Annotated in this window: 26 protein-coding genes; 12 read left to right on the top strand and 14 right to left on the bottom strand. The window is 65.8% G+C overall.

Translation table 11 applies throughout. The annotated features are described in order from the left end of the window. Positions 1-54: 54 nt before the first annotated feature. The 4 genes from AB3147_RS19590 to AB3147_RS19575 all read left to right on the top strand — a co-directional run bounded on the left by AB3147_RS19590 (position 55) and on the right by AB3147_RS19575 (position 2,446). Positions 55-465: a hypothetical protein gene (locus tag AB3147_RS19590; RefSeq protein WP_255595997.1), complete on the top strand. Its 411-nt coding sequence runs from the start codon at positions 55-57 to the stop codon at positions 463-465. 163 nt (positions 466-628) lie between these two features. Next, the gene (locus AB3147_RS19585; RefSeq protein ID WP_367352748.1) at positions 629-1,021 is read left to right on the top strand and encodes a YkvA family protein; all 393 of its coding nucleotides are present in this window, start codon (positions 629-631) and stop codon (positions 1,019-1,021) included. 98 nt (positions 1,022-1,119) lie between these two features. Then, positions 1,120-2,022 (top strand): aldose epimerase family protein, encoded by a 903-nt coding sequence (locus tag AB3147_RS19580; RefSeq protein ID WP_367352747.1) that lies wholly within the window; start codon positions 1,120-1,122, stop codon positions 2,020-2,022. 67 nt (positions 2,023-2,089) lie between these two features. Continuing rightward, on the top strand, positions 2,090-2,446 hold the full coding sequence (locus AB3147_RS19575; protein WP_239215688.1) for a hypothetical protein: 357 nt from the start codon (positions 2,090-2,092) through the stop codon (positions 2,444-2,446). 64 nt (positions 2,447-2,510) lie between these two features. Here the strand turns inward: AB3147_RS19575 and AB3147_RS19570 are convergent, their stop codons facing one another. Both AB3147_RS19570 and AB3147_RS19565 read right to left on the bottom strand, forming a co-directional pair. Beyond that, the gene (locus AB3147_RS19570; protein ID WP_367352746.1) at positions 2,511-3,524 is read right to left on the bottom strand and encodes a zinc-binding alcohol dehydrogenase family protein; all 1,014 of its coding nucleotides are present in this window, start codon (positions 3,522-3,524) and stop codon (positions 2,511-2,513) included. A 25-nt stretch (positions 3,525-3,549) separates the two neighbouring features. Next, positions 3,550-4,344, bottom strand: coding sequence for an SDR family NAD(P)-dependent oxidoreductase (locus tag AB3147_RS19565; RefSeq protein ID WP_218344539.1), 795 nt, complete (start codon positions 4,342-4,344; stop codon positions 3,550-3,552). Positions 4,345-4,457: 113 nt separating this feature from the next. Between AB3147_RS19565 and AB3147_RS19560 the strand changes: the two genes are divergently transcribed. Beyond that, the gene (locus AB3147_RS19560) at positions 4,458-5,360 is read left to right on the top strand and encodes a LysR family transcriptional regulator (protein WP_218344540.1); all 903 of its coding nucleotides are present in this window, start codon (positions 4,458-4,460) and stop codon (positions 5,358-5,360) included. A gap of 53 nt (positions 5,361-5,413) precedes the next feature. Here AB3147_RS19560 and AB3147_RS19555 read toward each other — a convergent pair whose 3' ends face one another. After that, positions 5,414-5,932, bottom strand: coding sequence for a DUF6496 domain-containing protein (locus AB3147_RS19555; RefSeq protein WP_175138624.1), 519 nt, complete (start codon positions 5,930-5,932; stop codon positions 5,414-5,416). A gap of 186 nt (positions 5,933-6,118) precedes the next feature. On the opposite strand from AB3147_RS19555, the gene AB3147_RS19550 reads away from it, so the two are divergent. Next, a complete protein-coding gene (locus tag AB3147_RS19550; RefSeq protein WP_056563617.1) occupies positions 6,119-6,334 on the top strand; it encodes a dodecin in 216 nt (71 codons plus the stop codon). Positions 6,335-7,075: 741 nt separating this feature from the next. Here AB3147_RS19550 and AB3147_RS19545 read toward each other — a convergent pair. Beyond that, positions 7,076-7,630, bottom strand: a complete 555-nt coding sequence (locus AB3147_RS19545; protein ID WP_218344542.1) for an NADPH-dependent FMN reductase — start codon at positions 7,628-7,630, stop codon at positions 7,076-7,078. A gap of 127 nt (positions 7,631-7,757) precedes the next feature. Beyond that, on the bottom strand, positions 7,758-8,132 hold the full coding sequence (gene hpxZ, locus AB3147_RS19540; RefSeq protein WP_105239804.1) for an oxalurate catabolism protein HpxZ: 375 nt from the start codon (positions 8,130-8,132) through the stop codon (positions 7,758-7,760). A gap of 200 nt (positions 8,133-8,332) precedes the next feature. Between hpxZ and AB3147_RS19535 the strand changes: the two genes are divergently transcribed. Beyond that, complete coding sequence (locus tag AB3147_RS19535) at positions 8,333-8,872, top strand: antibiotic biosynthesis monooxygenase (protein ID WP_175138620.1); 540 nt, start codon at positions 8,333-8,335, stop codon at positions 8,870-8,872. A 189-nt stretch (positions 8,873-9,061) separates the two neighbouring features. On the opposite strand, the gene AB3147_RS19530 is transcribed toward AB3147_RS19535, so the two are convergent. The 6 genes from AB3147_RS19530 to AB3147_RS19505 are packed head-to-tail and all read right to left on the bottom strand — an operon-like array spanning position 9,062 to position 14,115. Then, positions 9,062-9,769, bottom strand: coding sequence for a GntR family transcriptional regulator (locus tag AB3147_RS19530; RefSeq protein WP_218344543.1), 708 nt, complete (start codon positions 9,767-9,769; stop codon positions 9,062-9,064). A gap of 33 nt (positions 9,770-9,802) precedes the next feature. Then, complete coding sequence (locus AB3147_RS19525) at positions 9,803-11,191, bottom strand: AtzE family amidohydrolase (RefSeq protein WP_175138619.1); 1,389 nt, start codon at positions 11,189-11,191, stop codon at positions 9,803-9,805. Continuing rightward, positions 11,188-11,370, bottom strand: a complete 183-nt coding sequence (locus AB3147_RS19520) for a DUF4089 domain-containing protein (RefSeq protein WP_343737022.1) — start codon at positions 11,368-11,370, stop codon at positions 11,188-11,190. The genes AB3147_RS19525 and AB3147_RS19520 overlap by 4 nt, the downstream gene beginning before the upstream one ends. A 42-nt stretch (positions 11,371-11,412) precedes the next feature. Further along, positions 11,413-12,234: an ABC transporter ATP-binding protein gene (locus AB3147_RS19515; protein ID WP_218344546.1), complete on the bottom strand. Its 822-nt coding sequence runs from the start codon at positions 12,232-12,234 to the stop codon at positions 11,413-11,415. Beyond that, entirely contained in the window at positions 12,235-13,104 is an 870-nt protein-coding gene (locus AB3147_RS19510; protein ID WP_370633053.1) for an ABC transporter permease, read from the bottom strand. It lies immediately after the preceding gene. A gap of 3 nt (positions 13,105-13,107) precedes the next feature. Beyond that, entirely contained in the window at positions 13,108-14,115 is a 1,008-nt protein-coding gene (locus AB3147_RS19505) for an ABC transporter substrate-binding protein (protein ID WP_105239799.1), read from the bottom strand. A 257-nt stretch (positions 14,116-14,372) separates the two neighbouring features. Between AB3147_RS19505 and AB3147_RS19500 the strand changes: the two genes are divergently transcribed. Beyond that, positions 14,373-15,284 carry a LysR family transcriptional regulator gene (locus tag AB3147_RS19500; RefSeq protein ID WP_367352745.1) on the top strand — a complete coding sequence of 304 codons (912 nt, stop codon included), beginning with the start codon at positions 14,373-14,375 and terminating at the stop codon, positions 15,282-15,284. A 7-nt stretch (positions 15,285-15,291) separates the two neighbouring features. Here AB3147_RS19500 and AB3147_RS19495 read toward each other — a convergent pair whose 3' ends face one another. From AB3147_RS19495 to AB3147_RS19485, 3 genes are all read right to left on the bottom strand, one after another. Further along, complete coding sequence (locus AB3147_RS19495) at positions 15,292-16,251, bottom strand: Bug family tripartite tricarboxylate transporter substrate binding protein (protein ID WP_175186458.1); 960 nt, start codon at positions 16,249-16,251, stop codon at positions 15,292-15,294. 96 nt (positions 16,252-16,347) lie between these two features. Beyond that, positions 16,348-17,148 (bottom strand): class II aldolase/adducin family protein, encoded by an 801-nt coding sequence (locus AB3147_RS19490; protein WP_175138615.1) that lies wholly within the window; start codon positions 17,146-17,148, stop codon positions 16,348-16,350. Positions 17,149-17,255: 107 nt separating this feature from the next. Continuing rightward, positions 17,256-18,182: a LysR family transcriptional regulator gene (locus tag AB3147_RS19485; protein ID WP_218344548.1), complete on the bottom strand. Its 927-nt coding sequence runs from the start codon at positions 18,180-18,182 to the stop codon at positions 17,256-17,258. 202 nt (positions 18,183-18,384) lie between these two features. Between AB3147_RS19485 and AB3147_RS19480 the strand changes: the two genes are divergently transcribed. From AB3147_RS19480 to AB3147_RS19465, 4 genes are read left to right on the top strand one after another with little or no spacing between them, the layout of a single operon-like run. Beyond that, a complete protein-coding gene (locus AB3147_RS19480) occupies positions 18,385-19,683 on the top strand; it encodes an imelysin family protein (protein ID WP_175124257.1) in 1,299 nt (432 codons plus the stop codon). Next, the gene (locus tag AB3147_RS19475) at positions 19,680-21,197 is read left to right on the top strand and encodes a di-heme oxidoreductase family protein (protein WP_175138613.1); all 1,518 of its coding nucleotides are present in this window, start codon (positions 19,680-19,682) and stop codon (positions 21,195-21,197) included. Before AB3147_RS19480 ends, AB3147_RS19475 begins: the two co-directional genes overlap by 4 nt. Further along, positions 21,197-22,285, top strand: coding sequence for an imelysin family protein (locus AB3147_RS19470; protein ID WP_218344549.1), 1,089 nt, complete (start codon positions 21,197-21,199; stop codon positions 22,283-22,285). The genes AB3147_RS19475 and AB3147_RS19470 overlap by 1 nt, the downstream gene beginning before the upstream one ends. Then, entirely contained in the window at positions 22,275-23,384 is a 1,110-nt protein-coding gene (locus tag AB3147_RS19465) for a DUF1513 domain-containing protein (protein ID WP_367352744.1), read from the top strand. Before AB3147_RS19470 ends, AB3147_RS19465 begins: the two co-directional genes overlap by 11 nt. The last annotated feature ends 90 nt before the right edge of the window (positions 23,385-23,474 follow it).

The following is a 23,474-nucleotide window of genomic DNA, read 5'->3' as shown; positions in this document are numbered from 1 at the left end:
GGTGGCTGGAACAGAAATCCCTCGATTTTTGACACCGTCGAACTCCATCGGGCAATGAAGGGCCAGATTGAGATCGAGCGTACGTTCACAACCATGCCCGGCGATCTAGCCGATACGCTTGCAGATACGATCACCTTCGCGGATGCGTTTGCGCTGTTCGGGTACGATTGCTCGCTAACCAAGCGAGGCAACAGCATTAACCAGCAGAAGGGAATCAGCATGCTGCGCGATTTGGGTTGGTCCTTCTACAGCATCCTTGCGCTGATTTGCGGTATTGCTACTGCCTGGTTGCACTGGTGGGTGGTGATGCACGAGGGACTCTGGCCGTACATCATCTTCGAATTGATCCCCGGGCTTCCCGGCGTGGCTTCCGGCGTCTATGCCATACACCGAGATGGCAGCAAGGTAGCGTGGGCTGGTGTGCTGCTGTCGTTGTCGCCGCTGGCGACTTGGCTCAGCATCTGACAAGCGACTTTTTAAACATTTCCGTCCAGTGTCAGACACATTCAAGCGTTAGACGAGCCAGCGGCCGCGCCGTGATCTGCAGCGCCCCTTACCGTTGGCAAGCCCCGCCGATCCGCATGCCGACTAATACAATTGGCGCGTTATCCAGACGGTCTGCCCATCCGTGACCACAAGCGAAAAGTTGAAGACCTGGGCCAAACGAATCAAGCGTGACGGCGTCACGCTATGGTTTGCCGGCAAGGACCCGCGAACGCCCTGGTACGCGAAGGCGCTCGGCGTGCTGGTCGTGGCTTACGCCTTGAGCCCGATCGACCTTATTCCGGATTTCATCCCGGTGCTGGGATACGTTGACGACGTCCTGCTGCTCCCGGTCCTGATCTGGCTGACCATCAAACTCCTTCCTTCGGATGTCATCTCGGATTGCCGCCAGCACGCTGATGAATGGATGCGAGAAAAGGGTGAAAAGCCCCGGAGCGTCCTCGGCGCGCTATTGATTGTTGCGGCCTGGGCAGCCTTTGCCGCGGCGGCATGGCTGTGGTGGTCCGCCAGAGACTAGCCGCCGGCGTCACGATCCCGCCAACTTGCAGCCTTATTGCCCCGCCGGGCACAATCCCCCCTCGTGGCGCACGTGGACGCCGCAGGAGTTTCACCCCCATGCCCGACATTGCCGTTCCCGCCGTCCTGGACGCCACCGAGCGCGTTTCCATTTCCAGTGGCGACCACCAAGCCGAATTCGCACCAGGCGGGGGCGGGCGGCTGACGCGTCTTTCCACCGGCGCTCACGAATGGATCGTGCCCCTGACCGCCACAGAATGGCCCGCCGGCAAATGGCCTCGCGCCGGATCCTATCCGCTCGCGCCATATTCCAACCGCATCCGCGACGGCGTCTTCACCTTCAATGGCGCCCGCTATGCACTCCAGTCCGTGCCGAACCGGCCACAAGCGATCCACGGCGCCGGGCTCTTCCAATCCTGGCAAGTCCGCAATCTGACTCCCGACAGCGTCGACCTGGTGCTCGATCAACCGGCCGGCGTACTGGGCTGGCCCTGGCCGTTCGAGTGCGTGCAGCGCTGGCGCCTGGACAGCCGCGGGCTGAGCCTGAAGCTGTCCATCACCAACCAAGGCGACACCCCGATGCCCTGCGGTATGGGCATCCATCCGTATTTCACGGCCCAGCGCGTGTCGCTGCACGCCCGACGCATTTGGCCGTCGGATGAGAATGGCCTCCCCACGGGAAGCAAAACGACGACAGTGCGTGAATTGCGCCAGTCCGCCGAGGGCTGCGACACGTACATGTCGCAGTGGCAGGGCCGCGCGACGCTGCATTGGCCCGATGGGCACGAACTGGCGCTGCATGCCGACCCGGCGTTTGCGCATCTGGTGGTGTACACGGCCCCGGGCGCGGATTTTCTTTGTGTAGAACCGGTCACCAACGTGGCCGACGCGTTCAACCTCGCGGCGGCTGGCGAGACCCGCACCGGCATGCAGGTGCTGGAACCGGGCGAGCGCTTAGCGGCCACGCTGCTATTAGGTCTTGCGCCGGCTCGCAAAAGGTAAATGGCAGCTTGGTAACCGCCGCACCCTGCGGCGATAATCCGCACAAATCAAGAATCAGGAGTCGTACGTGAAAAAGCTCAGCACCGAACAATTGGAGGCCGCTGTCGAGACGCTGCGCCGGACGCAGGCCAAGCTGGCTCGTGCGGGCAACTTGCCGCTGGAGCCGACCATCTATGCCAGCGCCAAGGGCTTTCGCCGCAACGTGCCCGATTACGTGTGGTCCTGGCTGTCCGGCCTGCTGGCGCCGCACAAGAGCCTGTCCGCCTGGATGGACGCGCATCAGACGGGTTGGCGCGAAGGCAAGACGCCGGCGGCCGCCGTCTATGCCCGCACGGAAAACGGCTGGTTCCAGTGGCTGATTGCCGAGCTGGAAGCCGAAATCAACGACCCGCACGCACGCGCCAAGCGCGAAGGCCGAGGCTGACAGGCCTGTTCACGCCCGGCGCGCCGCGCCGGCGCACGCGATCCCGCACGGGATCGCCGCGTTTCTAGAACCCCTCCAGCACGATCTTGCCGCGCGCCTTGCCGCTTTCGATGAAGGCATGCGCGCGCCGCAGGTTTTCGGCGTTGATCTTGCCGTAGTGCTCGCCCAGTGTCGTGCGCAGCGTGCCGTTGTCGATGAGACGGGCGGCCTGGTTCAGCAGCTCGTGCTGGGCGATGAGGTCGGGCGTGTTGTGCAGCGGCCGCGCAAACATGAATTCCCAATGCAGCGACGCCGATTTGCCCTTGAGGAGCCGGACGTCCACGGCGGCCGGGTCGTCGATCAGCGCGATCTTGCCCTGCGGCGCAATCGCCTCGGCCATCTGCGCAAAGTGCTTGTCCGTGTGCGTCAGGCCGGCGATATAGCTGACGTTCTCAAAGCCGATGCGCTTGAGCTCCTCGGTCAGCGGCCGCGTGTGATCGATGACGTGATGCGCGCCCAGTTCGCGCACCCAAGCCTGTGTTTCGGGACGCGAGGCCGTGCCGATCACCGTCAGGCCGGTGAGCTGACGCGCCAACTGCACGAGGATCGAGCCAACTCCACCGGCCGCGCCAATGACGAGCAGGCTGCGCTGGCTGGGCGCGGCGTTGTCCAGCACGCGCAGGCGGTCGAACAGCAATTCCCATGCGGTGATGGTGGTCAGGGGCAGGGCGGCGGCCTGTGCAAAGTCCAGGCTCTTGGGCATGTGGCCAACGATGCGCTCGTCCACGATGTGGCGTTCGCTGTTGGCGCCCGGTCGGGTCAACGCGCCGGCATACCAGACGCGGTCGCCGGGCTTGAAGAGGCTGGTGCGGGCGCCGACCGCCCGCACCACGCCCGCGGCGTCCCAGCCGATGATTTCGGGCTTTCCTTCCTGCGGCTTGCGGTTGGCGCGGATCTTCACGTCGACAGGGTTGACCGAGATGGCGTGCACGTCCACCAGCAGGTCGTAGTCGCCCGGCACGGGTTCGGGGGCGGTGATGTCCCGCAGCGCGTCGGCGTGGTCGGCGGGCAGGTTCTTGAAGTAGGCAATGGCTTTCATGATGGGGTTCTGGTGATTCAAGGGATCAGATGATGGAGCGGACCACGCCGCCGTCCACGCGCAGGGCCGCGCCGTTGGTGGCTGACGCCTGCGTCGAGCAGGTGTAGACGACCATGTTCGCCACTTCTTCCACCGTCGCAAGGCGGCGCAGCAGCGAGGTCGGGCGATGCTGGGCGATGAAATCCTGCTCCATCTGTTCCTGCGAAACGCCTTGCTCCTTGGCCATTTCCGCAAAGAAGTCGGAGACGCCTTCGGAACGCGTCGGGCCCGGCAGCACGGCGTTGACGGTGACATTGGTGCCCGCAGTCAGCTCGGCCAGGCCGCGCGACACGGCCAGCTGGGCCGTCTTGCTGACGCCGTAATGGATCATCTCGGCGGGAATCTGCACGGCGGATTCGCTGGAGATGAACACGATTCGGCCCCAGTTGGCCGCCAGCATCCGCGGCAGGTAATAGCGCGACAGGCGGATGCCGCTCATGACGTTGGTGTCCATCATGGCCTGCCAGTCGTCGTCGGTGATTTCGGTGAAGGACTTGGGCGTGAACGTGCCGGCGTTGTTGACCAGGATGTCTACATCGGGATGCGCGGCGCTGACCGACGCCGCGCCGTCCGCGGTGGCCAGGTCCGCCTGCACGGTGGTGACCTGCGCGCCTGCCACCTGCTGCGAAATGGTCTGCGCGGCCTGCGCCAGCTTGCTTGCATTGCGACCATGCAGGACGACCTGCGCGCCGGCCTGCGCCAGTCCGGTGGCGATAGCCAGGCCGATGCCACCGGACGATCCGGTGACCAACGCCTTCTTGCCCTTCAGTTCGATGTTCATGCGGTGACTCCTTGCGTGTCGGGGAATGAGTGCATGATTACCCACACCGCGGCGATGAAAAACCGGCTAGCATCGCAGGCAGTTTCAATAATTTTTTGAAAATGAGGCCGGAATTGGTCCGATTCGAGGATTTGAGAATCTTTGTTGCTGCGACGGATCTGGGCAGCTTTTCCGCCGCCGCGCGCGAGCTCGACCTGACGCCGGCAGTGGCCAGTGCCGCGCTCAAGCGGCTGGAACAGGAACTGGAGACGCGACTGTTTGTGCGGTCCACGCGCAGCCTGCGCCTGACCAGCGACGGCGAGCGCTATCTGGAGTACGCGCGGTCAGCGATCTCCACGCTCGAGGCTGGCAAGAACGCCATGGCGCGCGACAAGACGGACATCGCCGGCACCTTGTCGGTGTCGATCCCTTCCGACCTGGGCCGCCACGTGCTGCTGCCGTGGCTGGACGAGTTTCAGCGTCAGCATCCCCGCGTCAATTTCCAGTTGCGCATCAGCGACCGGCTGGCGGACCTGTACCGGCAGCCGGTCGACATCGCCGTGCGTTACGGCACGCCGAACGACTCAAGCCTTGTCGCGCTGCCGCTTGCCGAACACAACCGGCGCGTGGTGTGCGCCGCGCCCGCCTATCTGGCGCGACATGGCGTGCCGCAAACGCCGGCGGATCTGCGGCGGCACAACTGCTTGTCGTTCGTGCTCGGCGAAACCCTGCATGACCGCTGGACATTCGAGCATGACGGCACCAGCCTCACCATTCCGGTCAAGGGCGATCGCGTCGGCGATGACGGCGACCTGGTGCGTCGCTGGGCGCTGGCTGGGCACGGCGTGGCGTACAAATCACGCTACGACGTGCTGACGGATCTGCGTGCGGGCCGGCTTGTCGAACTGCTGACCGGCTACGTCAGCGAACCGTCACCGCTGTACCTGCTGTGCGTGCACCGCATGCTCCTATCCCCCGCAGTGCGGCGGCTGCGGGAGTTCTTGCAGGAACGCTTCAAGGCGTTCGAGGCCGGTTAGCGGCGCGTTGATGGGGGGGCCGCGGCAGGGATACGCCGCAGCCATTCGCCAAATCAATGCGCCGCGTGATGCCCGCCCGCTGCCTGCTTGTTCGCCGCACGCGTGCGCGCCGCCTTCTTGGCAGCGGCCGAGCGGCCAGCCGCACCCTTGGTCGCCGCGGCCTTGCGCGCCGCAGCCGAGCGGTCCGCAGCCGTGCGCTTGCTCGCCGTCTTGGTCGCGTTGCGTGACAGCGCCGACTTCGATGCGGGCTTGGTGCTTTCCTTCTTCAGGGCCTTGGTTGCGGCCTTGGAGCGCGTGCTCGACTTGGCATGGCCGTCGTGTGCCGCGCGCGTGTCCTGCTCGGCCTTGCGTTTGGTTTCGGCGCTGGCCTTCTTGGGCGTGCCAAGCTTCACACCAGCGCGGCGCGCCTTGGACAGGCCGATCGCGATGGCCTGCTTGCTGGACCGCACGCCATGCTTGCCTTCGCGCACGTTGTCGATTTCTTCGCGCACAAATTCGCCGGCCTGCGTCGACGCGGACTTTCCCTCCCGCTTGTCGCGCTTGGCGCGTTCGATGGTCTTTCGTTCAGGCATGGTGATCTCCTTTGCTTCGCGTTGCAAAAGCGATTCCGTCGCCGGTCGAGACCGCGCGACGGAACTCGTAACACCACTCTATCGCTGCGCAGGTATCCTGTGTGTTCGAATGGATTGCCGGTCGTAAGCGCCGGAACACGGCCAAGCACCGACGATTCACGACTCACCTCACAGCGGAGACGAGCTATGTCGAATCATGTCTATAAGCAGATCGAGTTGGTGGGCTCTTCCACCAAATCCTCCGACGATGCGATCGCGAAAGCCATTGAGCGCGCGTCCGAAACCTTGCGCAACCTGGATTGGTTTGAAGTGACCGAAGTGCGCGGTCACATCAAGGACGGCAAGGTGGCGCACTGGCAGGTGGGATTGAAGATCGGCATGCGCCTCGAAGGCGATTCCTGATCCCGGTGCTGGTCATTCCTTGACCGCACCTCGCAAGTGACTGTCACATAACGGGTTTCTGTACTTGTTGTGCGACTGTTCAGAGGCTTGTCCACATTCCATGGGGACAAGCCCGTCTGCTTTTTGCAAGAGGCCTGCCATTCTCGATGCGGCCCGCATCTCGGTTGCCTAGTGAGCGTTTCTTGCCCGCGAGCTGCAAGTCCCTGACCTGCAAGGCTTTTTGCAGACTCCCCCTAGGCTGTCCTCAGGCTTATCCACATTTGGCGGGGACAACACAGGCCCAAACAAACTGCGTTTGGGCCTTTCGTGACCACGCCCCGCAGGGCGTTGATATGCAACAGGATTTTCAACCTGTGCGCACACTGTCCTCATGCTTTTCCACAGAAGGCGGGGACAAATTCACATTGGAGTGCGCGACACCTGGCTTTCTCGGACGCTAGTGCCAAAAACCGGGGATAACTCCATCAGAAATCGCCCATAAGGATGATTGCGCATTTATTGACCGCGTCCTGCAAGTGCTTGGCGCGTCAGGGAATTTTGCACCTGCCCCAAGGCTGTCCTCACCTTTCTCCACAGTTGAAGGGGATAAGTTTCTCTCTGGGTGTCTGACACCCAAGTTGGTCTAACAACGAAGCGGCGCGGATAAAAAAAACCCCTCGACGAATCGAGGGGCTTGATCGCCCGGAGGTAGGTCGGGCGATCGGCGCCGGCACGCTGCGCGTGGCCGGCGTCGGCGGCAGATCAGGTGTTGAATTTCTTGACCCAGTCGACGTAGCGGTCCACCCAGCCCTGCAGGAATTTGCGGGTGCCTTCGTTGGTGATGTTGAACTGGTCGTCGACCAGGCCTTCGGAATACTGCAGGAAGACTTCTGGCGTGGTGAGGGCGTTGGCGCCTTCGGCGGCGAGGATGTTGCGCAGGTGTTGCTGCATCATGGCGGTGCCAGCGGCGCTGGGCGATGCGCCCACGATGCCTACGGCCTTGCCGGGCCACGAGTTCTGGCCCCACGGGCGCGAGCCCCAGTCGATGCCGTTCTTGATGGCGGCCGGGACCGAGCGGTTGTGCTCGGGCGAGACGAAGAGGATGCCTTGCGCGTCGGCGATCTGCTGCTTGAGCTTGGCGGCGGGCGCGGGCAGATTGTTTTCGTTGTCCTGGTTGTAGAGCGGGATGTCGCCCAGGCTCACATACTCGAACTTGAAGTCGGCCGGAACCAGCTTTTCCAGCGCACGCGCCAGGCGCAGATTGATCGAGGCGGCGCGAAGGCTTCCGACGAAGACTGCAATCTTGTATGTGCTCATGAGCGTGTGCTCCAACGAGGGAAAAAGGAACAGCCAGTGTAGACCTGCACGGGGCCGGGCTCAATGCCGATTGCGCATATTCATATGGCGTCGTCAGCCGCGAGTCATGCCAAGGCCGATGGCCGCGTCAGGTCATCAAACTGACATGCGCCGCCACCACGCGCCAGCCTTGCGGCGTCCGCATCCAGGTCTGGCTTTGGCGTCCGATGCGCGTGCTGCCTTCGCGTTGGAATTCCAGGTTCGCGGTGGCGAAGTCCTGGCCATAGGTGGTGATGGCGGTGCGCAGGACCTCTCTTGCAAGGCCTTGCGGGGAACGCTGTGCGCGGAAGGCGCGGATCTCGTCGTAACCGTAGAGGTTTTCGCCTGCGCCGTAGCGCAGCGTGTGCGGGCTGTTCCAGAACAGGGTGTCGAGCACTTGCACGTCGTTGGAAACCAGTGCGGCTTCGTAGCGTTCAACGGCGGCCGTGACTTCGGCCAAGACGTCGGGCAGATTGATGTCCATTGCTGCTTATCTCCGATATGCACCGAACTGGTGCGTCGTGTAGGGGTTATCACCAATATGGGGTGTGTTGCGGTGCGCAATTACTCGGGCCTTCTGGCTGAATGACACCGCCAAGGGGCAAATGCTGCGCCGCAAGGCTGGCACACGGATTGCTAGGGTTAACGTGCATAACACGCTGCACGCTGCCCAGGAGTTCCGCCATGTCTCATTCTGCCGTTCCCGGTCCGGTCACCATGCTGGTGACGCGCCACATCGCGCCCGAGCGCTATAGCGATTTCCTGTCCTGGATGCGTCAGGGCGAAATCCTGGCGGCGGGTTTTCCGGGGTTTCTCGGATCTGGCGTGCTGCAGCCGCCGGAAGGCGGCGATGAGTATCAGATCGTGCTGCGCTTCACCGACGAGGCCAGCCTGAACCGGTGGGAAAAGTCCTTGCCACGCCGCATGTGGCTGGAGCGCGGTGCAACGCTGGTGCGCGCGAGTCACGAGCATCGGGTGAGCGGCACGGCTGGGTGGTTTGCGCCGAAGGCCAGCACGCCGCCGCGCTGGAAGCAGGCGGTCAGCATTTGGCTGGCCTACTTTCCGGTGCTGCTGGTGTTCTCGGTGTTGGTGAGCGAGCACTTGAGCATCCTGCCGGTGTTCTGGCGTGTGTTGATCACGAGCGTGATATTGACGCCCATCATGGTGTTTGTCTGCATTCCCGTCATCACGCGCGTGCTGCACCGCTGGTTGCGCGCCAGCTGAACCGGGCCGGCATGGCGGCCGCCCGAGGAGCGGCCTGAAAGCCCGAAAGCCCAAAAGCCCGAAAGCCCAAAAGCTCGAGAGCCCGAGAGCCCCAAAGCCCAAAAGCGTTAAGGCCCCCAAAGCTCGAAAGCCCGCGCGCCCCCAAGCCCGAATTTTGGCAACCCCCGCAGGCCCCCCGCCCGCCCGCCTTCACGCCGCCTTCGCGCGGCGTGTCGCGTACAGCCGGTGCAACGTAATCTTGCGCACGGCCTCCTGACTGTCCTTGATATGCGCGCGCAGCAGCGCCGCGGCGCTCGCGCCGTCGCGCGCCAGTACGGCGGACAGGATCGCGGCGTGTTCCCGGTACGTGGTGCCGATTCGATCGGGCTGGGTGAAGTCGAGCCGGCGCACGATGCGGATCCGCTCGGTTGCCGCCCGATGCACCCGTGCGATCTCTGGGTTGCCGGCGGCCGCCACCAATTCGATGTGAAAGCGCTCGTCCAGGTCGGCCAGCCATTCGCAATCGCTGGACCGCTCGCTCTCATCGACCAGCCACGTCTCCACGAGCGCGCGCAGCGCCAGCAGCGGATCGGGCGATTGCCCGGGCGTGCACAGCGCATGAACCGCTGCCGCTTCCAGCACGCTGCGCAGCTCATAGAAATGATCCAGCGTTTCAAAATCCAGCGGCTTGACCAGCCATCCATTGCGTTGCCGCACCTCCAGATAGCCTTCGCGCTCTAGCCGGAACAGCGCCTCACGGACCGGCGTCCGGCTGACCTGAAGCCGGTCCGCGATCTCCGTTTCGGTGAAGCGGTCGCCCGGCGCCAGCCGGAACTCCAGGATGTCACGCTTGAGCGTGGTGTAAGCGGAGTCGGCCAGCGTGCGCGGCATGTCGATGGCGGCGAATGCGGATTCCATGTCGAAGCTCCAGGCGTTGCGGTGTAGGAAACGTCAAACCGGCCGTGTGCGTGCCGCGCCAGCCTGCTCCAGCGTGTGGGCCGCACGCAGGCAATCGGCTTCGCGCCAGGGCGCGGCGATCAGTTGCACGCCCAGCGGCAGGTGGCCGTCTTCGTCCAGTTCCGGCCACGTGGGCGCCGTGCAGACCGGCAGCCCGATGGCGGAAATGGGTTGCGTCAATAGCCCCATGCTGGCGCGAGCGGGCAGTTGCTTGCCCGCGAGTGTCAGCCAGTCCGCGCCGATGGGCGTGGCGCTGACGGGCGTGGCGGGCGCGATCAGCACATCGTATTGGTCGAAAAGGGCCAGCGCCTCGAGGTAGGCGCGATGGCGCACGCGCTGCGCCTGCTGCACCCAGGCTGCTGGGACGAGGCTGCCGGCGACCAGGCGGTCGCGCGAGTGCGGTTCGTAGTAGTCGTAATGCGTGACGAGCCGGCGGCGGTGCAGCGCGCCGCCTTCCGCCGCAGTGATGATGAAGGCGGCGGAGCGCGCCTGCACGGCGGCCGGCATGTCGACCACGTCGGTCGCGCCCAGGGCGCGCGCGGCGATTTCCACGGCGCGGCGCGCCTGCGGACCCGCCCATTCCGAAAAGTAGCCGCCCAGCACCGCGACGCGCAGCCGTCCATTGCCTTCTGCGATGGCCGGCAACGTGGGCGCCGCCGGGCGCTGCGCGCAGGCGACGTCCGCGGCATCGGGGCCTTGCAGTGCGTCGTAGGCGGCGGCCAGGTCGCTGGCGCTGTTCGCAAACGGACCTAGATGATCCAGGCTGCCCACGAACGGGAAGGAACCCGTGCGCGGCAGGCGGCCAAAGGTGGGCTTCAAGCCAAAGACGCCGCACAGCGAGGCAGGCACGCGGATCGAACCGTTGGTGTCCGATCCCAGGGTCAGCGGCACCAAACCGCCGGCGACGGCGGCGGCGCTGCCGCCGGACGAGCCGCCCGCGATGCGCGAGGTGTCGTGCGGATTGCGGCAGGCGCCGTAATGGGTGTTTTCCGTGGTGAAGCCGTAGGCGTGCTCGTCCATGTTGAGCGCGCCGATCAGCACGGCGCCCGCCTCACGCATGCGTTCGACCAGCAGCGCGTCGCGCCGAGCGGGCGGGTTGGAGGCGTTGACGCGCCCGCCGGCCAGCGTGACCTCGTCGGCGATATCGAAGAGATTCTTCACGGCGTACGGCACGCCCGCCAGGGGCGGCAGCGTTTCGCCGCGTGCGCGGCGCGCGTCGATGGCCAGGGCTTCCTGCCGCGCGCGGCTTTCCGTGACGGCCGTGAAGCAGTTGTAGCGGGGATCGCGCTCGCGCACGCGGGCAAGCGTGGCGTCCAGCACGGCGGCGGCGCTGCGTTCGCCGCTGCGGACCTGGCGGGCGATGTCGTGAGCGGGGCCGGTCACGGACGGAACACCGAAGCGGATTCCAGTTCCACGGGCAGCGGCTCGTCGGCGAAGGTCGACGCGATGTCGTGGATGCGCGAGAACTGCTGCACGACCTGCTCGGTGGCGGACTCACGCAACGCATATCCCGACAGCGCCAGCGCGCTGCGCACGTATTGGTCGATGGTTTCCTGTGTCATGGCGAATGCTCCCGGTATTGGCTTGGGATTAATAGCGTGGAATCACTTGCGCACTTCGCGCTGGAAGATTTCCAGGCTCAGTTTCTTCATCTGGATGAAGCTTGGCTCGGACAGCGTCTCGACCGTGCGAGGGCGCGCGTCCGTGTAGTCCAGGATCTCCGCGACGCGCGTGGGGCGCTTGGTCAAGAGCAGTACCTGATCCGCCAGGTACACCGCTTCCTCCAGGTCATGCGAGACAAGCAGCATGGTCGTGCCGGTCTGCAGGAAGACTTCCTGGAGCTTTTCGCGAATGAACAGCGTCATCTCGAAATCCAGCGCGGAAAACGGCTCGTCCAGGAACAGCACCTCGGGTCCGGGGGCCAGCGCGCGCATGATGGACGCGGTCTGCTGCTGTCCGCCCGACAGCTCGTACGGATAGCGGTTCAGGTCGAACTTCACGTCGAACGACGCCACCAGTTCCTCGACCCGCGCATCGACCTGGGCCTTGCTGCGGCCTTCCAGGCGCAGCGGGTAGGCGATGTTGTCGATGGTGCGCAGCCACGGGAACATGGCTTCGCGGTAGTTCTGGAACACGTAGCCGATCTTGGTCTGCGCCAGCGACTTGCCGTCAAACAGGATCTCGCCCGAATCGATGGGGATCAGGCCGGCGATCATGTTGATCAGCGTGGACTTGCCGCAGCCGTTGGGGCCGAAGACCGAGACGATCTTGCCCTTGGGGATGTCGAGGTTGAAGTCTTCATAGAGCGGCCAGCCGGCGAAATACTTGGTCAGGCCGCGGATGGTGATGTGCGTGCCCAGCGGGCCGGGCTGGAAGGGCGCGGCGGGCGGCGCGGGGGCGATGACGGGGTTGATGACGGTGGACATTTATCGGCCGCTCCAATGAACCACGCGCTTTTCCAGCACGAGAAAGAGAATGTTGAGCACATAGCCGAGCGCGCCGGCCGCCAGGATTGCGGCGTACATTTCGCGCACGTTCAGCACTTGCTGCGCATTGATGATGCGATTGCCCAGGCCGCTGTCCGAACCGATGAACATCTCGGCCACGATCACGATGACCAGCGCCATCGACACGCCGCTGCGCAGGCCGACAAACGTGGGCTGCAGGCTTTCCCAGATCAGCACGTCCTTGAAGATCTGCCAGCGCGACGCGCCCATCACGCGCGCCGCCATCACGCGCTGCTTGCGGGCGTTGATGACGCCGTACGCGCTGTTGAACAGGATCACCAGCACGGCCGCGAAGGCAGCGATGGCGATCTTGTTCATGTCGGTCACGCCGAAGATCATCAGGAACAGCGGGATCAGGGCGGAGGACGGCGTGGACCGGAAGAAGTCCACCAGGAACTCGACGCTGCGGTAGGCCTTTTCATTGCTGCCGAGCAGCACGCCCAGCGGCACGCCGATCACGCCGGCCATCAGGAAGGCCTGGACGGTGCGGTTCAGCGACGACAGAAAGTCAGCCAGCAGCGGGCCGCCCGCCATGCCCTTGACCAGCGCCACGATGGTCGCGCTGGGCGTGGGCAGCAACACCGGACTGACAAGCTGCAGGCGGACCACCAGGTCCCACACCACAAAGAGCGCGAGCGGGCCGATCAGCGGCAGCAGGCGCGAGGTGTCGAACTTGCGCGGCGGCTTGGACATGGCCGGTTGCGCCTTGGCGGGCTGCGTCTTCGCCGGCGCGGTGGCAGAGGCCTGGGAGGGGGCGGGCGTGGCGCCCGTAGCCGTGGTTGCGGTCATGGATCAACCCTTGTAAAGCATGGTCGAGACGTCGACCTTCTGCGCGAAGACGCCCTTGTCGGTGAACAGGTCGAAGAACTTCTGGAAGTACTGCACGTCGCTGGGCGTGAACTCGTTGTGCAGCGTGTAGGCGGCCAGCGGCACTTCCTCGGTCATCGGGCCTTCGATGGCGGTGTAGCCCTTCAGGAAGGGGCGCGCCTCTTCAGGCTTGGTGCGGATCAGTTCGATGCCGCGCGCATACGCGGCGATGAATTTCTTGCTTTCCTCGGGATGCTTCTTCAGGAAGGCGGTGGTCAGCGAAGCCGAGCCGCCGAACCACGGCGCCATCGGATCGCCCAGGACGTATTTGGCGATGACGCCGGTTTCCAGGACGCGGGTCGTGCCGTTCAGGCGGCCCACCGTGCCCGTGGGTTCCAGCGTGTAGCACGCGTCCAACTGGCCGGCGGCAACCGCGGCGACGTGCTGGCTGATCGCCAACTCGACCACGGTTGCCCCCGTTGCGCCGGCGCGCTCCAGGACTGCTTTGGCCAGCGTGGAATTCTGGATGCCGGGACCAGAACCGACCTTTTTCCCCTTGAGGTCTGCGATGGATTTGATGGGACTGTCTTTTGCGACGATGAACTCATCCAGCACGTTCTTGGCGTTGCTGGGATTGGACGCAAAAATCTTGAACAGGCCAGGCGAAGCGATCTCGCCGATGGCCAGGTTGGCCGAGCCCGTGCCGTTGGCGCTGCCATCGGCGCGGCCCGCAAGCATGGCTTCCATGACCTGCTGCGCGCCCGCGAACTTCAGCGCCTCGACGTTCAGGCCGGCTTCCTTGAAATAGCCTTTCTCGATCGCGGCATAGAACGGCAGGCCAGCGGCCACGGGCCAGAAGCCGATGCGGATGACCGGACCCGATTGCGCGCGCACCAGCGCCGGGGCGGCGAGCGCCGCCGCGCCCATGGCGGCGCCCTGGATCAGGCGGCGGCGGGTGGCGTTGAAGGCGTAGGGTGCATTGCGATGGATCATGTAAGGCTCCTGGGCTGCTTGATTGGGGGCGCTTGTAGACAAGCTTGCATACCAGTCATCAAGCAATAGCCGTGCCAGGTTTTGCACGGGGCGGCTTCTCCCATGACGCCGGGTCACGCCGCCTCAGGCTGGTGCCCGGCATGAACCAAGTTGGTGCAGGGCGCACCACATAAGGGGACATAACGTGTCCTCTTGCCGTGTCCGCTCGCCGGCAACGACGCGTCCCGCCCCGGCTGCGTTGGCAGTAGCATCGGCGCATGAACACGCGTTTTGTCGAAGCCTTTCTGTGGTCCGCGCGGTTGGGAAGTTTTCGCGCCGCGAGCGACCGCCTGCATATCACGCAGGCGGCCGTGGCCAACCGCATCGCATCGCTGGAAGAGGACATCGGCGCGCGCCTGTTCGAACGTGATGCCAAGGAACTGAAGCTCACGGCGGTCGGTGCGCGGCTGCTGGATTATGGCGAGCGCCTGCTCGAGATCCGCCAGCAGATCCTGTCGCTGGGCAAGCGCGGCGACGAGGTCGCCGGTCTGGTGCGGATCGGCGCCATCGAGACCGTGGTGCATACGTGGCTGATCGGCTTTCTGACGAACCTGCGGTCCACGTATCCCGGCATCGAGGTCCAGCTGACGTCCGAGACGGTGCGCGCCCTGCATCGCGGGTTGCGCGAAGGCACGCTGGATATCGCGTTCCAGACCGACGTGCTGAACGACACGGGCATCATCAGCATGCCCTGTTTGCCGATGGAGATGGGCTGGGTCGGGCCGCCAGGCAGCGAGGACACAATGACGGCGCACGACCTGCTCGGCGAGCCGGTGCTGACGATGAGCCCGGGATCGCAGCCGCACGAGGCGCTGAAGGCCCTGTACCGCGAGGTCGGCATGCCGCAGGGCAAGGTGCATTTCGTCAGTTCGATCTCGGCGCTGGCGCGGCTGGTGCGCAGCGGCTTCGGCCGTGCGCTTGTGCCTTTGCCGCCCATGTACGAGTACGTTGCGCGCGGCGAGATCCAGGTCATCCGCACCGATCTGCCGGTGCCGCCGCAGCTACTGGTGGTGAGCTATCTGGAAAGCGGCGGCTCGGACGCAATCCGGCTGGTGGCGGAACTGGCGTGCCGCGCCTCGGATCAGTTCACGGCCGCCGTCGTGGCCCCGGGTATGGGATCAGCCCATTAACCGAGCGTCAATGCGCCTGCGGGTCGAACTTGCGTACCAGCACGGCCCACTTGTCGTGCTCGCCCTTGATGAACGTGGCGAATTGCGCTGGCGTGCCGCCGACAGGCTCGGCGCCTTCGCGAATCATCTGCTCGTTCAATGCGGGCAACGACGCGTTGACTTCGCGGTTGACCAATTCCACCACCTGCTGCGGCGTGCCCTTGGGCGCAAAGAAACCAAACCACGAGCCCGCGTCAAAGCCTGGATACCCCGACTCGGCGATGGTCGGCAGTTCGGGCAGGGTGGCGGACCGCTGCAGCGTGCTGACCGCCAGCGCGCGCAGCTTGCCCGAACGGATGTGGCCGATCACGGACGGAATGGTGGCGAACATGAAGTCGATGCGGCCGGCCAGCAGATCGTTGACCGCGTCCGCGCCCTTGTAGGGCACGTGCGTGGCGTTCACCTTCAGTTCGTCCATCAGCATGTAGCTGGACAGGTGCGAAGACGTGCCCACGCCGGTCGAGCTGTAGTTCAGTTCGCGCGCGCCCTTGACGTATTTCAGGAAGCCCTGGATGTCCTTGGCGGGCGAGGAGGGCGGCACAACCAGCACGTTGGGCACTGTGGCGATCTGCACCATCGGGACCAGGTCGGTCAGCGGGTCGTAGTTCAGCTTGTTCAGCGTGGGATTGACGGCGATGGGGCCGACCGAGTTCACGATCAGCGTGTGCCCGTCGGGCGCGGCGCGCACCACGTATTCGGTGCCGATGTTGCCGCCCGCGCCGGGCTTGTTTTCCACGACGAAGGGCTGGCCCAGCTTCTGCGTCAGCGTGTTCGTGACGCTGCGCGTAAGCGTGTCGGTGGTGCCGCCGGGCGAGAACGCCACGATGACCTTGACCGGCTTGTCGGGGTAGCCGGCGGCGCTGGCGGCGGGCGCGATACAGGCGCCCGCCAGCGCCGCGCAAGCCAGCAGGGCTTGGGCAGTGTTCATGAATGTCTCCTCGCGTGGTCGTTGTCGTGTGGGATATCGCGCCGTGCCGCCACGCCGGCCGGCGCTGGAAATGTTCAGGGGATTCCGGGCGCGGCCTCAGTCCCGGTAGCCGGGGTCGATGCGGTCCAGCTTGCGCAGCAGCGCGGGCCACTCCATGACGCCATAGGGGCGGCGCGTGCCGGGCTGGTAGTTGTTCCAGGTGGCCTCCAGGACGGGTGGCGGCACGGCTTGCAGCGGGGCGCCCGTCGCCATCGCCGCCAACTGCGAGCGGCAGGCCAGTTCCAGACGGTGCATCCAGTTGAAGGCCTCGCCCACGGTGCGTCCCACGGTCAGCGCGCCGTGATTGCGCAGGATCAGCGCCTCGCCCTGGCCCAGGTCCTCGAGCAGCGACGCCTGTTCCTCGGTGCCCAGCACCACGCCCTGGTAGTCGTGATAACCGATCTTCAGGAAGCGCATGGCCGTTTGCGTCAGCGGCAGCAGGCCGCACTCCAGCGACGACACGGCCATCGACGCCCAGCTGTGCGTGTGGATGACGCAGTCCACCTCGTGCCGGTGGGCGTGGACCGCGCTGTGGATCACGTAGCCGGCCTTGTTGATGCCGTAGTCCAGATCGCCGAAATCGGGCTTGGACAGAATGGTGCCGTCCACGTCGACCTTGATGAGGCTGGACGCGGTGATCTCCTCGTACATCATCCCGTAGGGGTTGATGAGGAAGGCGTTGTCCTCGCCGGGCACGCGGGACGAGATATGGTTGGCCATCATGTCGGCCATGCCGTAGAGCTCGACCAGGCGATAACAGGCGGCAAGGTCCACCCGGGCCTGCCATTCCGCTTCGGAGCAGTGCGCCCGCATGGAGGAAATGCCCAGCCGGCCGGGACGAGAAGGGGAAGTGGTCATCGGATTTCGTGAAGGTTGATCGTCGCATGCACCGCGCTGCGACTTGATGTGGATCAATTTATCTTCAGAAAATCCGACCGCCTAGGCATCCCGAGGCTATGGGGGCATCACGAATCCAGAAGGGTTGCCCCCGGCCAGCCGCCGTGCCGGACCAGTCCGCGCATGGCGTCCAGCAGCACCACCCGCGCGGCCAGCGCGGCGGGCGACAGCTCGTCGTCACTGATGCAGTAGATGTGGTTGCGGCGGAACAGATAGGGATCGTCGATGGGATGCATGCTGAGCAGGCCGGTCTCGACGCGGGCCACGGCCGCGCCGGGCTGGATGGTCGCGATCGGATGGGCCTGCACCAGGTCCATCAGCGTCGTCAGGCCGTCGACCTCGACGCCGATCCAGGGTTCGATGCCGGCCCGCTCGAAGGCCGCTTCGACCCAGGCGCGCAGCCCATGCGCCTTGCTGGTGACGGCGAGCGGCAACCCGGCCAGATCGGTCATACGGACTGGCTCGCCATCGGGGCGCTCCACCATGCCGCGCGGCGCCAGCAGGAACAGACGCTCGTCCAGCACGGGCACCACGCTGCGGCCCTGCGCGGTGTCGTTCTGGAACAGCACGGCCAGGTCCAGCCGCCGGGCGTTGAGCAGGTCGCCCAGATTGCCCGAAAGCCCCTCGACCAGATGCAGGCGCACGTTGGGATAGCGCTCGGTCATGGCGGCGTAGAACGGGCGGGCCAGTAGCGACGCAGTGGTGGGCGCAAAGCCGATGCTGACGGTGCCGGCCAATCGCGCCTCGCGCGCGGCCGCCACGGCGCTTTCCGCGTGGCGCAGGGTCAGTTGGGCCTGGCGCAGGAAAGCGGCGCCGGCCGGCGTGGTGGTCACGCCGGTGGGGCTGCGCGTCAGCAGCCGCGTCGCCAGCTCGCTCTCCAACCGGCTGATCTGCTGGCTGAGCGCCGACGCGACCACCCCGAGGTCGCGCGCGGCGCGGCCGATGCTGCCCAGCTCGGCGACGCGGACGAAGTAACGGAGTTGGCGCAGTTCCATGAGGCGGTTTCCAGGCTGAAGAAAACGGGGCCGGCGGGGCCCCGGGTGACCTGCCGGAGCATACTTTTTTCGTTCAAAAATATGTCAGCTATCTGAACAACGCCTGAATATCAAACGAAAATTGTTTACACTCGCATCCACAAAATTCAAGCCGGAACGGGCCGCCGCGGGGGCGGGCCGTCCGAATTACGGGAGAAAGACGATGCGCAAGTTGCTTTTGGGTGCGGTGCTGGCCGCCGCGGTGTATGGCGGAGTGGCGCAGGCCGCCGTCGAACCCAAGGCCGTGGTCGCCACGTACTCCGACCTGGCGCTGGCCGGCTACGAGGATTCGCTGACGGCCGCCAAGAAGCTGCGCGACGCCATCGACGCGCTGGTCGCCAAGCCCAGCGCGGAAACCCTGAAGGCCGCGCGCGAGGCATGGATCGTGGCGCGCGTGCCGTATCAGCAGACCGAGGCCTACCGCTTCGGCAACCCCATCGTCGACGACTGGGAAGGCCGCGTGAACGCGTGGCCGCTGGATGAAGGCCTGATCGACTATGTCGACGCCTCCTACGGCACGGAAAACGACCAGAACGCGTTCTACGCCGTGAACGTCATCGCCAATTCCAAGATCTCGGTGGGCGGCAAGACGGTCGACGTCAGCAAGATCACGCCCGAGCTGCTGTCCGACGTGCTGCACGAGGCCGACGGCAACGAGGCCAACGTGGCCACGGGCTATCACGCGATCGAGTTCCTGCTGTGGGGCCAGGACCTGAACGGCACCGGCGCCGCGCCCGCGGACCGCAAGGGCACGCCGCAGGAGCGTCACTCCGGCAATCGCCCGCATACGGATTTCGATCCGAAACAGTGCACCGGCGGCAATTGCGAACGCCGTATTGAGTTTTTGAAGGCGGTAACGGATTTGCTGGTGACTGATCTCGAAGAAATGGTGGGCAACTGGAAGAAGGACGGCGCGGCGCGCAAGGCGGTCGAAGAGGATCCGAAGGCCGGCCTCATCGCCATGCTGACCGGGCTGGGCAGCCTGTCGTACGGCGAACTGGCGGGCGAACGCATGAAGCTGGGCCTGATGCTGCACGATCCCGAGGAAGAGCACGATTGCTTCTCGGACAACACGCACAATTCGCACTATTACGACCAGATCGGCATCCGCAACGTCTATCTGGGTTCGTACACGCGCATCGACGGCAAGAAGGTGACTGGCGCCAGCCTGTCCGAACTGGTCAAGGCCAAGGATTCCAAGCTGGACGCCGAAGTGCGCGCCAAGCTGGACGCCACCGTCGCCGCCATGCAGGCCATGAAGACGCGCGCCGAAACGGTCGAGACCTATGACCAGATGATCGCGGAAGGCAACAAGGAGGGCAACGCGGTGGTGCAGGCTGCCATCGACAGCCTCGTCGCGCAGACGCGCAGCCTGGAACGCGTGATCGCGCTGCTGGACCTGGGCAAGGTCGCCATCGAAGGGTCCGACAGCCTGGATAAACCTGACGCCGTATTCAAGTGAAACTCGCATTAGCCGCCGTACTGGCGGCGTCGGTTCATGCCGTCGCCGCCGCCGCGCCCGCCGCTCCCGGCGGGCGTGACGATCTGACGCCCGAAGACCAGAAACGCGTCACCGCCATCACGGCGCCCACCAGCGATTTCTCGAAGGTCGAATCCTTCGAGACCATGCAGGCCGGCGCCACGACGACCAACAAGCTCATCAACGCCGACATCTTTTCGCAGCCGTCGGCCAACATGAGCTTTGAAGGCCGCCAGGAGTTCATCGTCGGCAACGGCCTGTTCCGCAAGGATTGGGTGTCCGCGCCTTCGTCCACGCAGGCGTCCGACGGCCTGGGCCCGCTGTTCAACGCGCGCTCCTGTCAGGCCTGTCACACCAAGGACGGCCGCGGCACGGTGCCGGGCTTCGATCCGCTGGAACGCACGGATGCGGTCGCGCTGCTGCTGCGCCTGGCCGTGCCGGAAGGCGCCGATCGCGGGCATCCCAAGCTGGGCGCCGACGAGATCGCGGCCTTGCCGGAACCCGTCTACGGCGTGCAGTTGCAGAATTTCGCGGTCGCGGGCCTGCCGGCCGAAGGCCGCATGGAAATCGAATACGAAGCCGTGCCCGTGGCGCTGCGCGGCGGCGAGACCGCCACGCTGATGAAGCCCACGTATCGCATCGAGAACCTGGGTTACGGGCCGATGCGCGCGGACACGCAGATCTCGCCGCGGCTGGCGCCGCCGATGATCGGGCTGGGCCTGCTGGAATCGATTCACGAGTCCGACATCCTGGCGAACGTTGGCGCGGACAAGCGCGACGGCATCGTCGGCAAGGCCAACTGGGTCACCGATGCGCGCACCGGCGCGCGCGTGCTGGGCCGCTTCAACCTGAAGGCGGGACAGCCGACGGTCGAGCAGCAGAGCGCTGCCGCGTTCTCCAACGACATGGGCCTGTCCACGCCGCTGTTCCCCAAGCATTCCGGCGAATGCACGCCCGCGCAGACGCAATGCCTGGACATGCCGCACGGCGCGCAGCCGCGCTTTGGGCCAGAGGAAGTGCCGGGCAAGCTGATGGACTTCGTCACCATCTATTCGACCAACCTCGCCGTGCCCATGCGGCGCGATGCAGATGACGCGCGCGTGCTGGCGGGCAAGAAGCTGTTCTACGAAGCCAATTGCGTGGCCTGCCACGTGCCCAAGTACGTGACCAGCCGCAACGCCAAGCAGCCGGAACACCGTTTCCAGCTGATCTGGCCGTACACCGACATGCTGGTGCACGACATGGGCGACGACCTGGCCGACGGCGTGAGCGACGGCATGGCCACCGGCCGCGAATGGCGCACCCCGCCGTTGTGGGGCATTGGCCTGACCAAGACCGTCAATCCCAATGCGACCTGGCTGCACGACGGGCGCGCCCGCACGCTGCTGGAAGCCGTGCTGTGGCATGGCGGCGCGGCCAAGCCCGCGCGCGACCGCGTCGTCGACATGACGCCCGAAGAACGCGCGGACCTGATCCGCTTCCTGGAGTCCCTGTGATGGCCCGCCATTTGTTCATGCGCGCTGCGGCTGCGGCATTGATGCTGACGGCGCCGATTGCCGTGGTTGCGGCACAGGCCGCGCTGCCCGCCGACCTGGGCGAACGCCTGGCGCGCGACTACGCCCGGCCGGCGGTCGCGAAGATGACGGACGCCGCTGCCGCGCTGGAAAGCGCGCTGGGCGGCTGGTGCGCCAAGCCAGATGCGGCCGGCGCCGGGCGCGTCGGCGATGCGTTCAAGACGCTGGCGCACGCATGGTCGGGCGTCGAGATCCTGCGCTTCGGCCCGCTGGTGCAGGCCAACCGCTTTGAACGTTTGGCCTTCTGGCCCGACACGCGCGGCGTGATGCCCCGCCAGGTGCAGGCGCTGATCGCGGCCAAGGATGACGCGCTGCTCAAGCCCGGCGCGCTGGCTGGCCGCAGCGTCGCGGTGCAGGGCCTGCCCGCGCTTGAGTACGTGCTGTACGGCGAGCCCGACCTGCTCAAGCAGACCGGCGAGCCCAGCTTTGCGTATGCCTGCGGCTACGCCACGGCCGTATCCGCCAATGTCGCCACGATCTCGCGCGACCTGGGCGAGGCCTGGGATGCGCAGGGCGAATTCGGGCGGCAGTTTGCCAAGCCCCAACCGGGCAATGACCTCTATCGCAGTTCGCAGGAAGTCGCGGCCGAGGCCATGAAGGCCCTGTCCACCGGCCTGCAGTTCGCGCGCGACGTGAAGATCGAGCCGGTGCTGGGCGATTCGCCGCAGGCCGCCCGTCCGAAGCGCGCGGCGTTCTGGCGCAGCGGCCTGTCGATGAGCCTGCTGGCGGCCAACCTGGATGCGCTGAAGGCGTTCTATGTGGCGGGCGGCTATCCCTTGCCCGCGGGCGAGGAATGGATGGATGCGTCGGTGCGCGGCGAATTGTCCAGTGCCGCAGAGACGCTGCGTGCGGTGCCTGCGCCGCTGGACGAGGCGCTGGCGGGCGAGGAAGGGCGCCGCCTGCTGGTCCTGGCGTCGCTGACGCTCAAGAACGCCAAGGCCATCGTTGACGAGAACCTGGCGCCTGCCCTGGGCGTCACCATCGGCTTCAACGCGCTCGATGGAGATTGACCGGCGCCGCTTCCTGGCGCTGGCCGCGGCGCTGGGCCTGTCGCCTTCTGCGGCGCGCGCCGCGCTGCCGGCTGATGGCGGGCCGCTGTACCTGACCGCGCGCAAGCGCGGCGGCCGCGACGAAGCCGTGGTGCTGGACGGGACGGGCCGCGATCGCCTCACGATCCCCATGCCCGCGCGCGGCCACAGCTTTGCGATCGACGCCAGCGCGCAGCGCGCCGTGGTGTTCGGCCGCCAACCCGGCTTTTTTGCGCTGGGCTTTTCGCTGGAAGGCGGCGAACCCGCGGCCTTGCCGCTGCCCGATGACCGGCATTTTTTCGGTCACGGCGCCTTCGTGCAAGGCGGCCGCCTGCTGGCCGCCACGGAAAACGACTTCGAAGGCGGACGCGGCGTGCTGGGTCTGTACGACGCCACGCCTGGCGGCGGCTACCGGCGCGTGGGCGAGTTCGATTCGGGCGGCATCGGACCGCACGAGGTCGTGCTGATGCCCGATGGCAAGACGCTGTGCGTGGCCAACGGCGGCATCCTGACGCACCCTGACTACGGCAAGCTGGAACTGAACCTGGACACCATGCGGCCGTCGCTCGCCTATATCGACGCGGCCTCGGGACAACTGCTGGAGAAGGTGGAGCTTGCGCCGGCGCTGCACCGGCTGTCGATCCGGCACCTGGCCCTGGCGGCCGATGGCGCGGTGTGGTTCGGCTGCCAATACATGGGCCCGGCCGCCGATCGTCCCGCGCTGGTCGGCCGCCATCGACGCGGCGCGGCGCTGGAACTGTTCGACGGCCCGGCCGAGACGCTGCGCAACATGCGCAACTACGTCGGCTCCGTCACGGTCGACGCCGCCGGTGGCATTGTGGCCACGTCCAGCCCGGTTGGCGGACAGGTCATCTACTGGGACGCCGCCAGCGGCAAATGCCTGGGCGTCACTGCACTCGCCGACGGCTGCGGCGTCGCGCCTGCCGTGCAAGGGGGCTTTCTGGTCAGTAGCGGACTGGGCGCGATGATCCGCGTTGACGCGCAAGGCAAGGAAAGGCCGGTCCTGCCGCCATCGCGTGACATGTCCTGGGACAACCATTTCCGCATCGTGCCGGCGTAACGCCGCTTTGCCTGGCGGCGCGGCAAGACCTATGCTGCATGTCTGACCGATTCGGGTGTCAGACACCGGAATCAGTCTTACGCCGTACGC

It is taken from the genome of Achromobacter animicus, assembly GCF_040775605.1.
Taxonomy (GTDB): Bacteria; Pseudomonadota; Gammaproteobacteria; order Burkholderiales; family Burkholderiaceae_B; genus Achromobacter; species Achromobacter animicus.
Note: the sequence above shows the minus strand (reverse complement) of the source record. Positions and strands in the feature narration are given on the sequence as shown.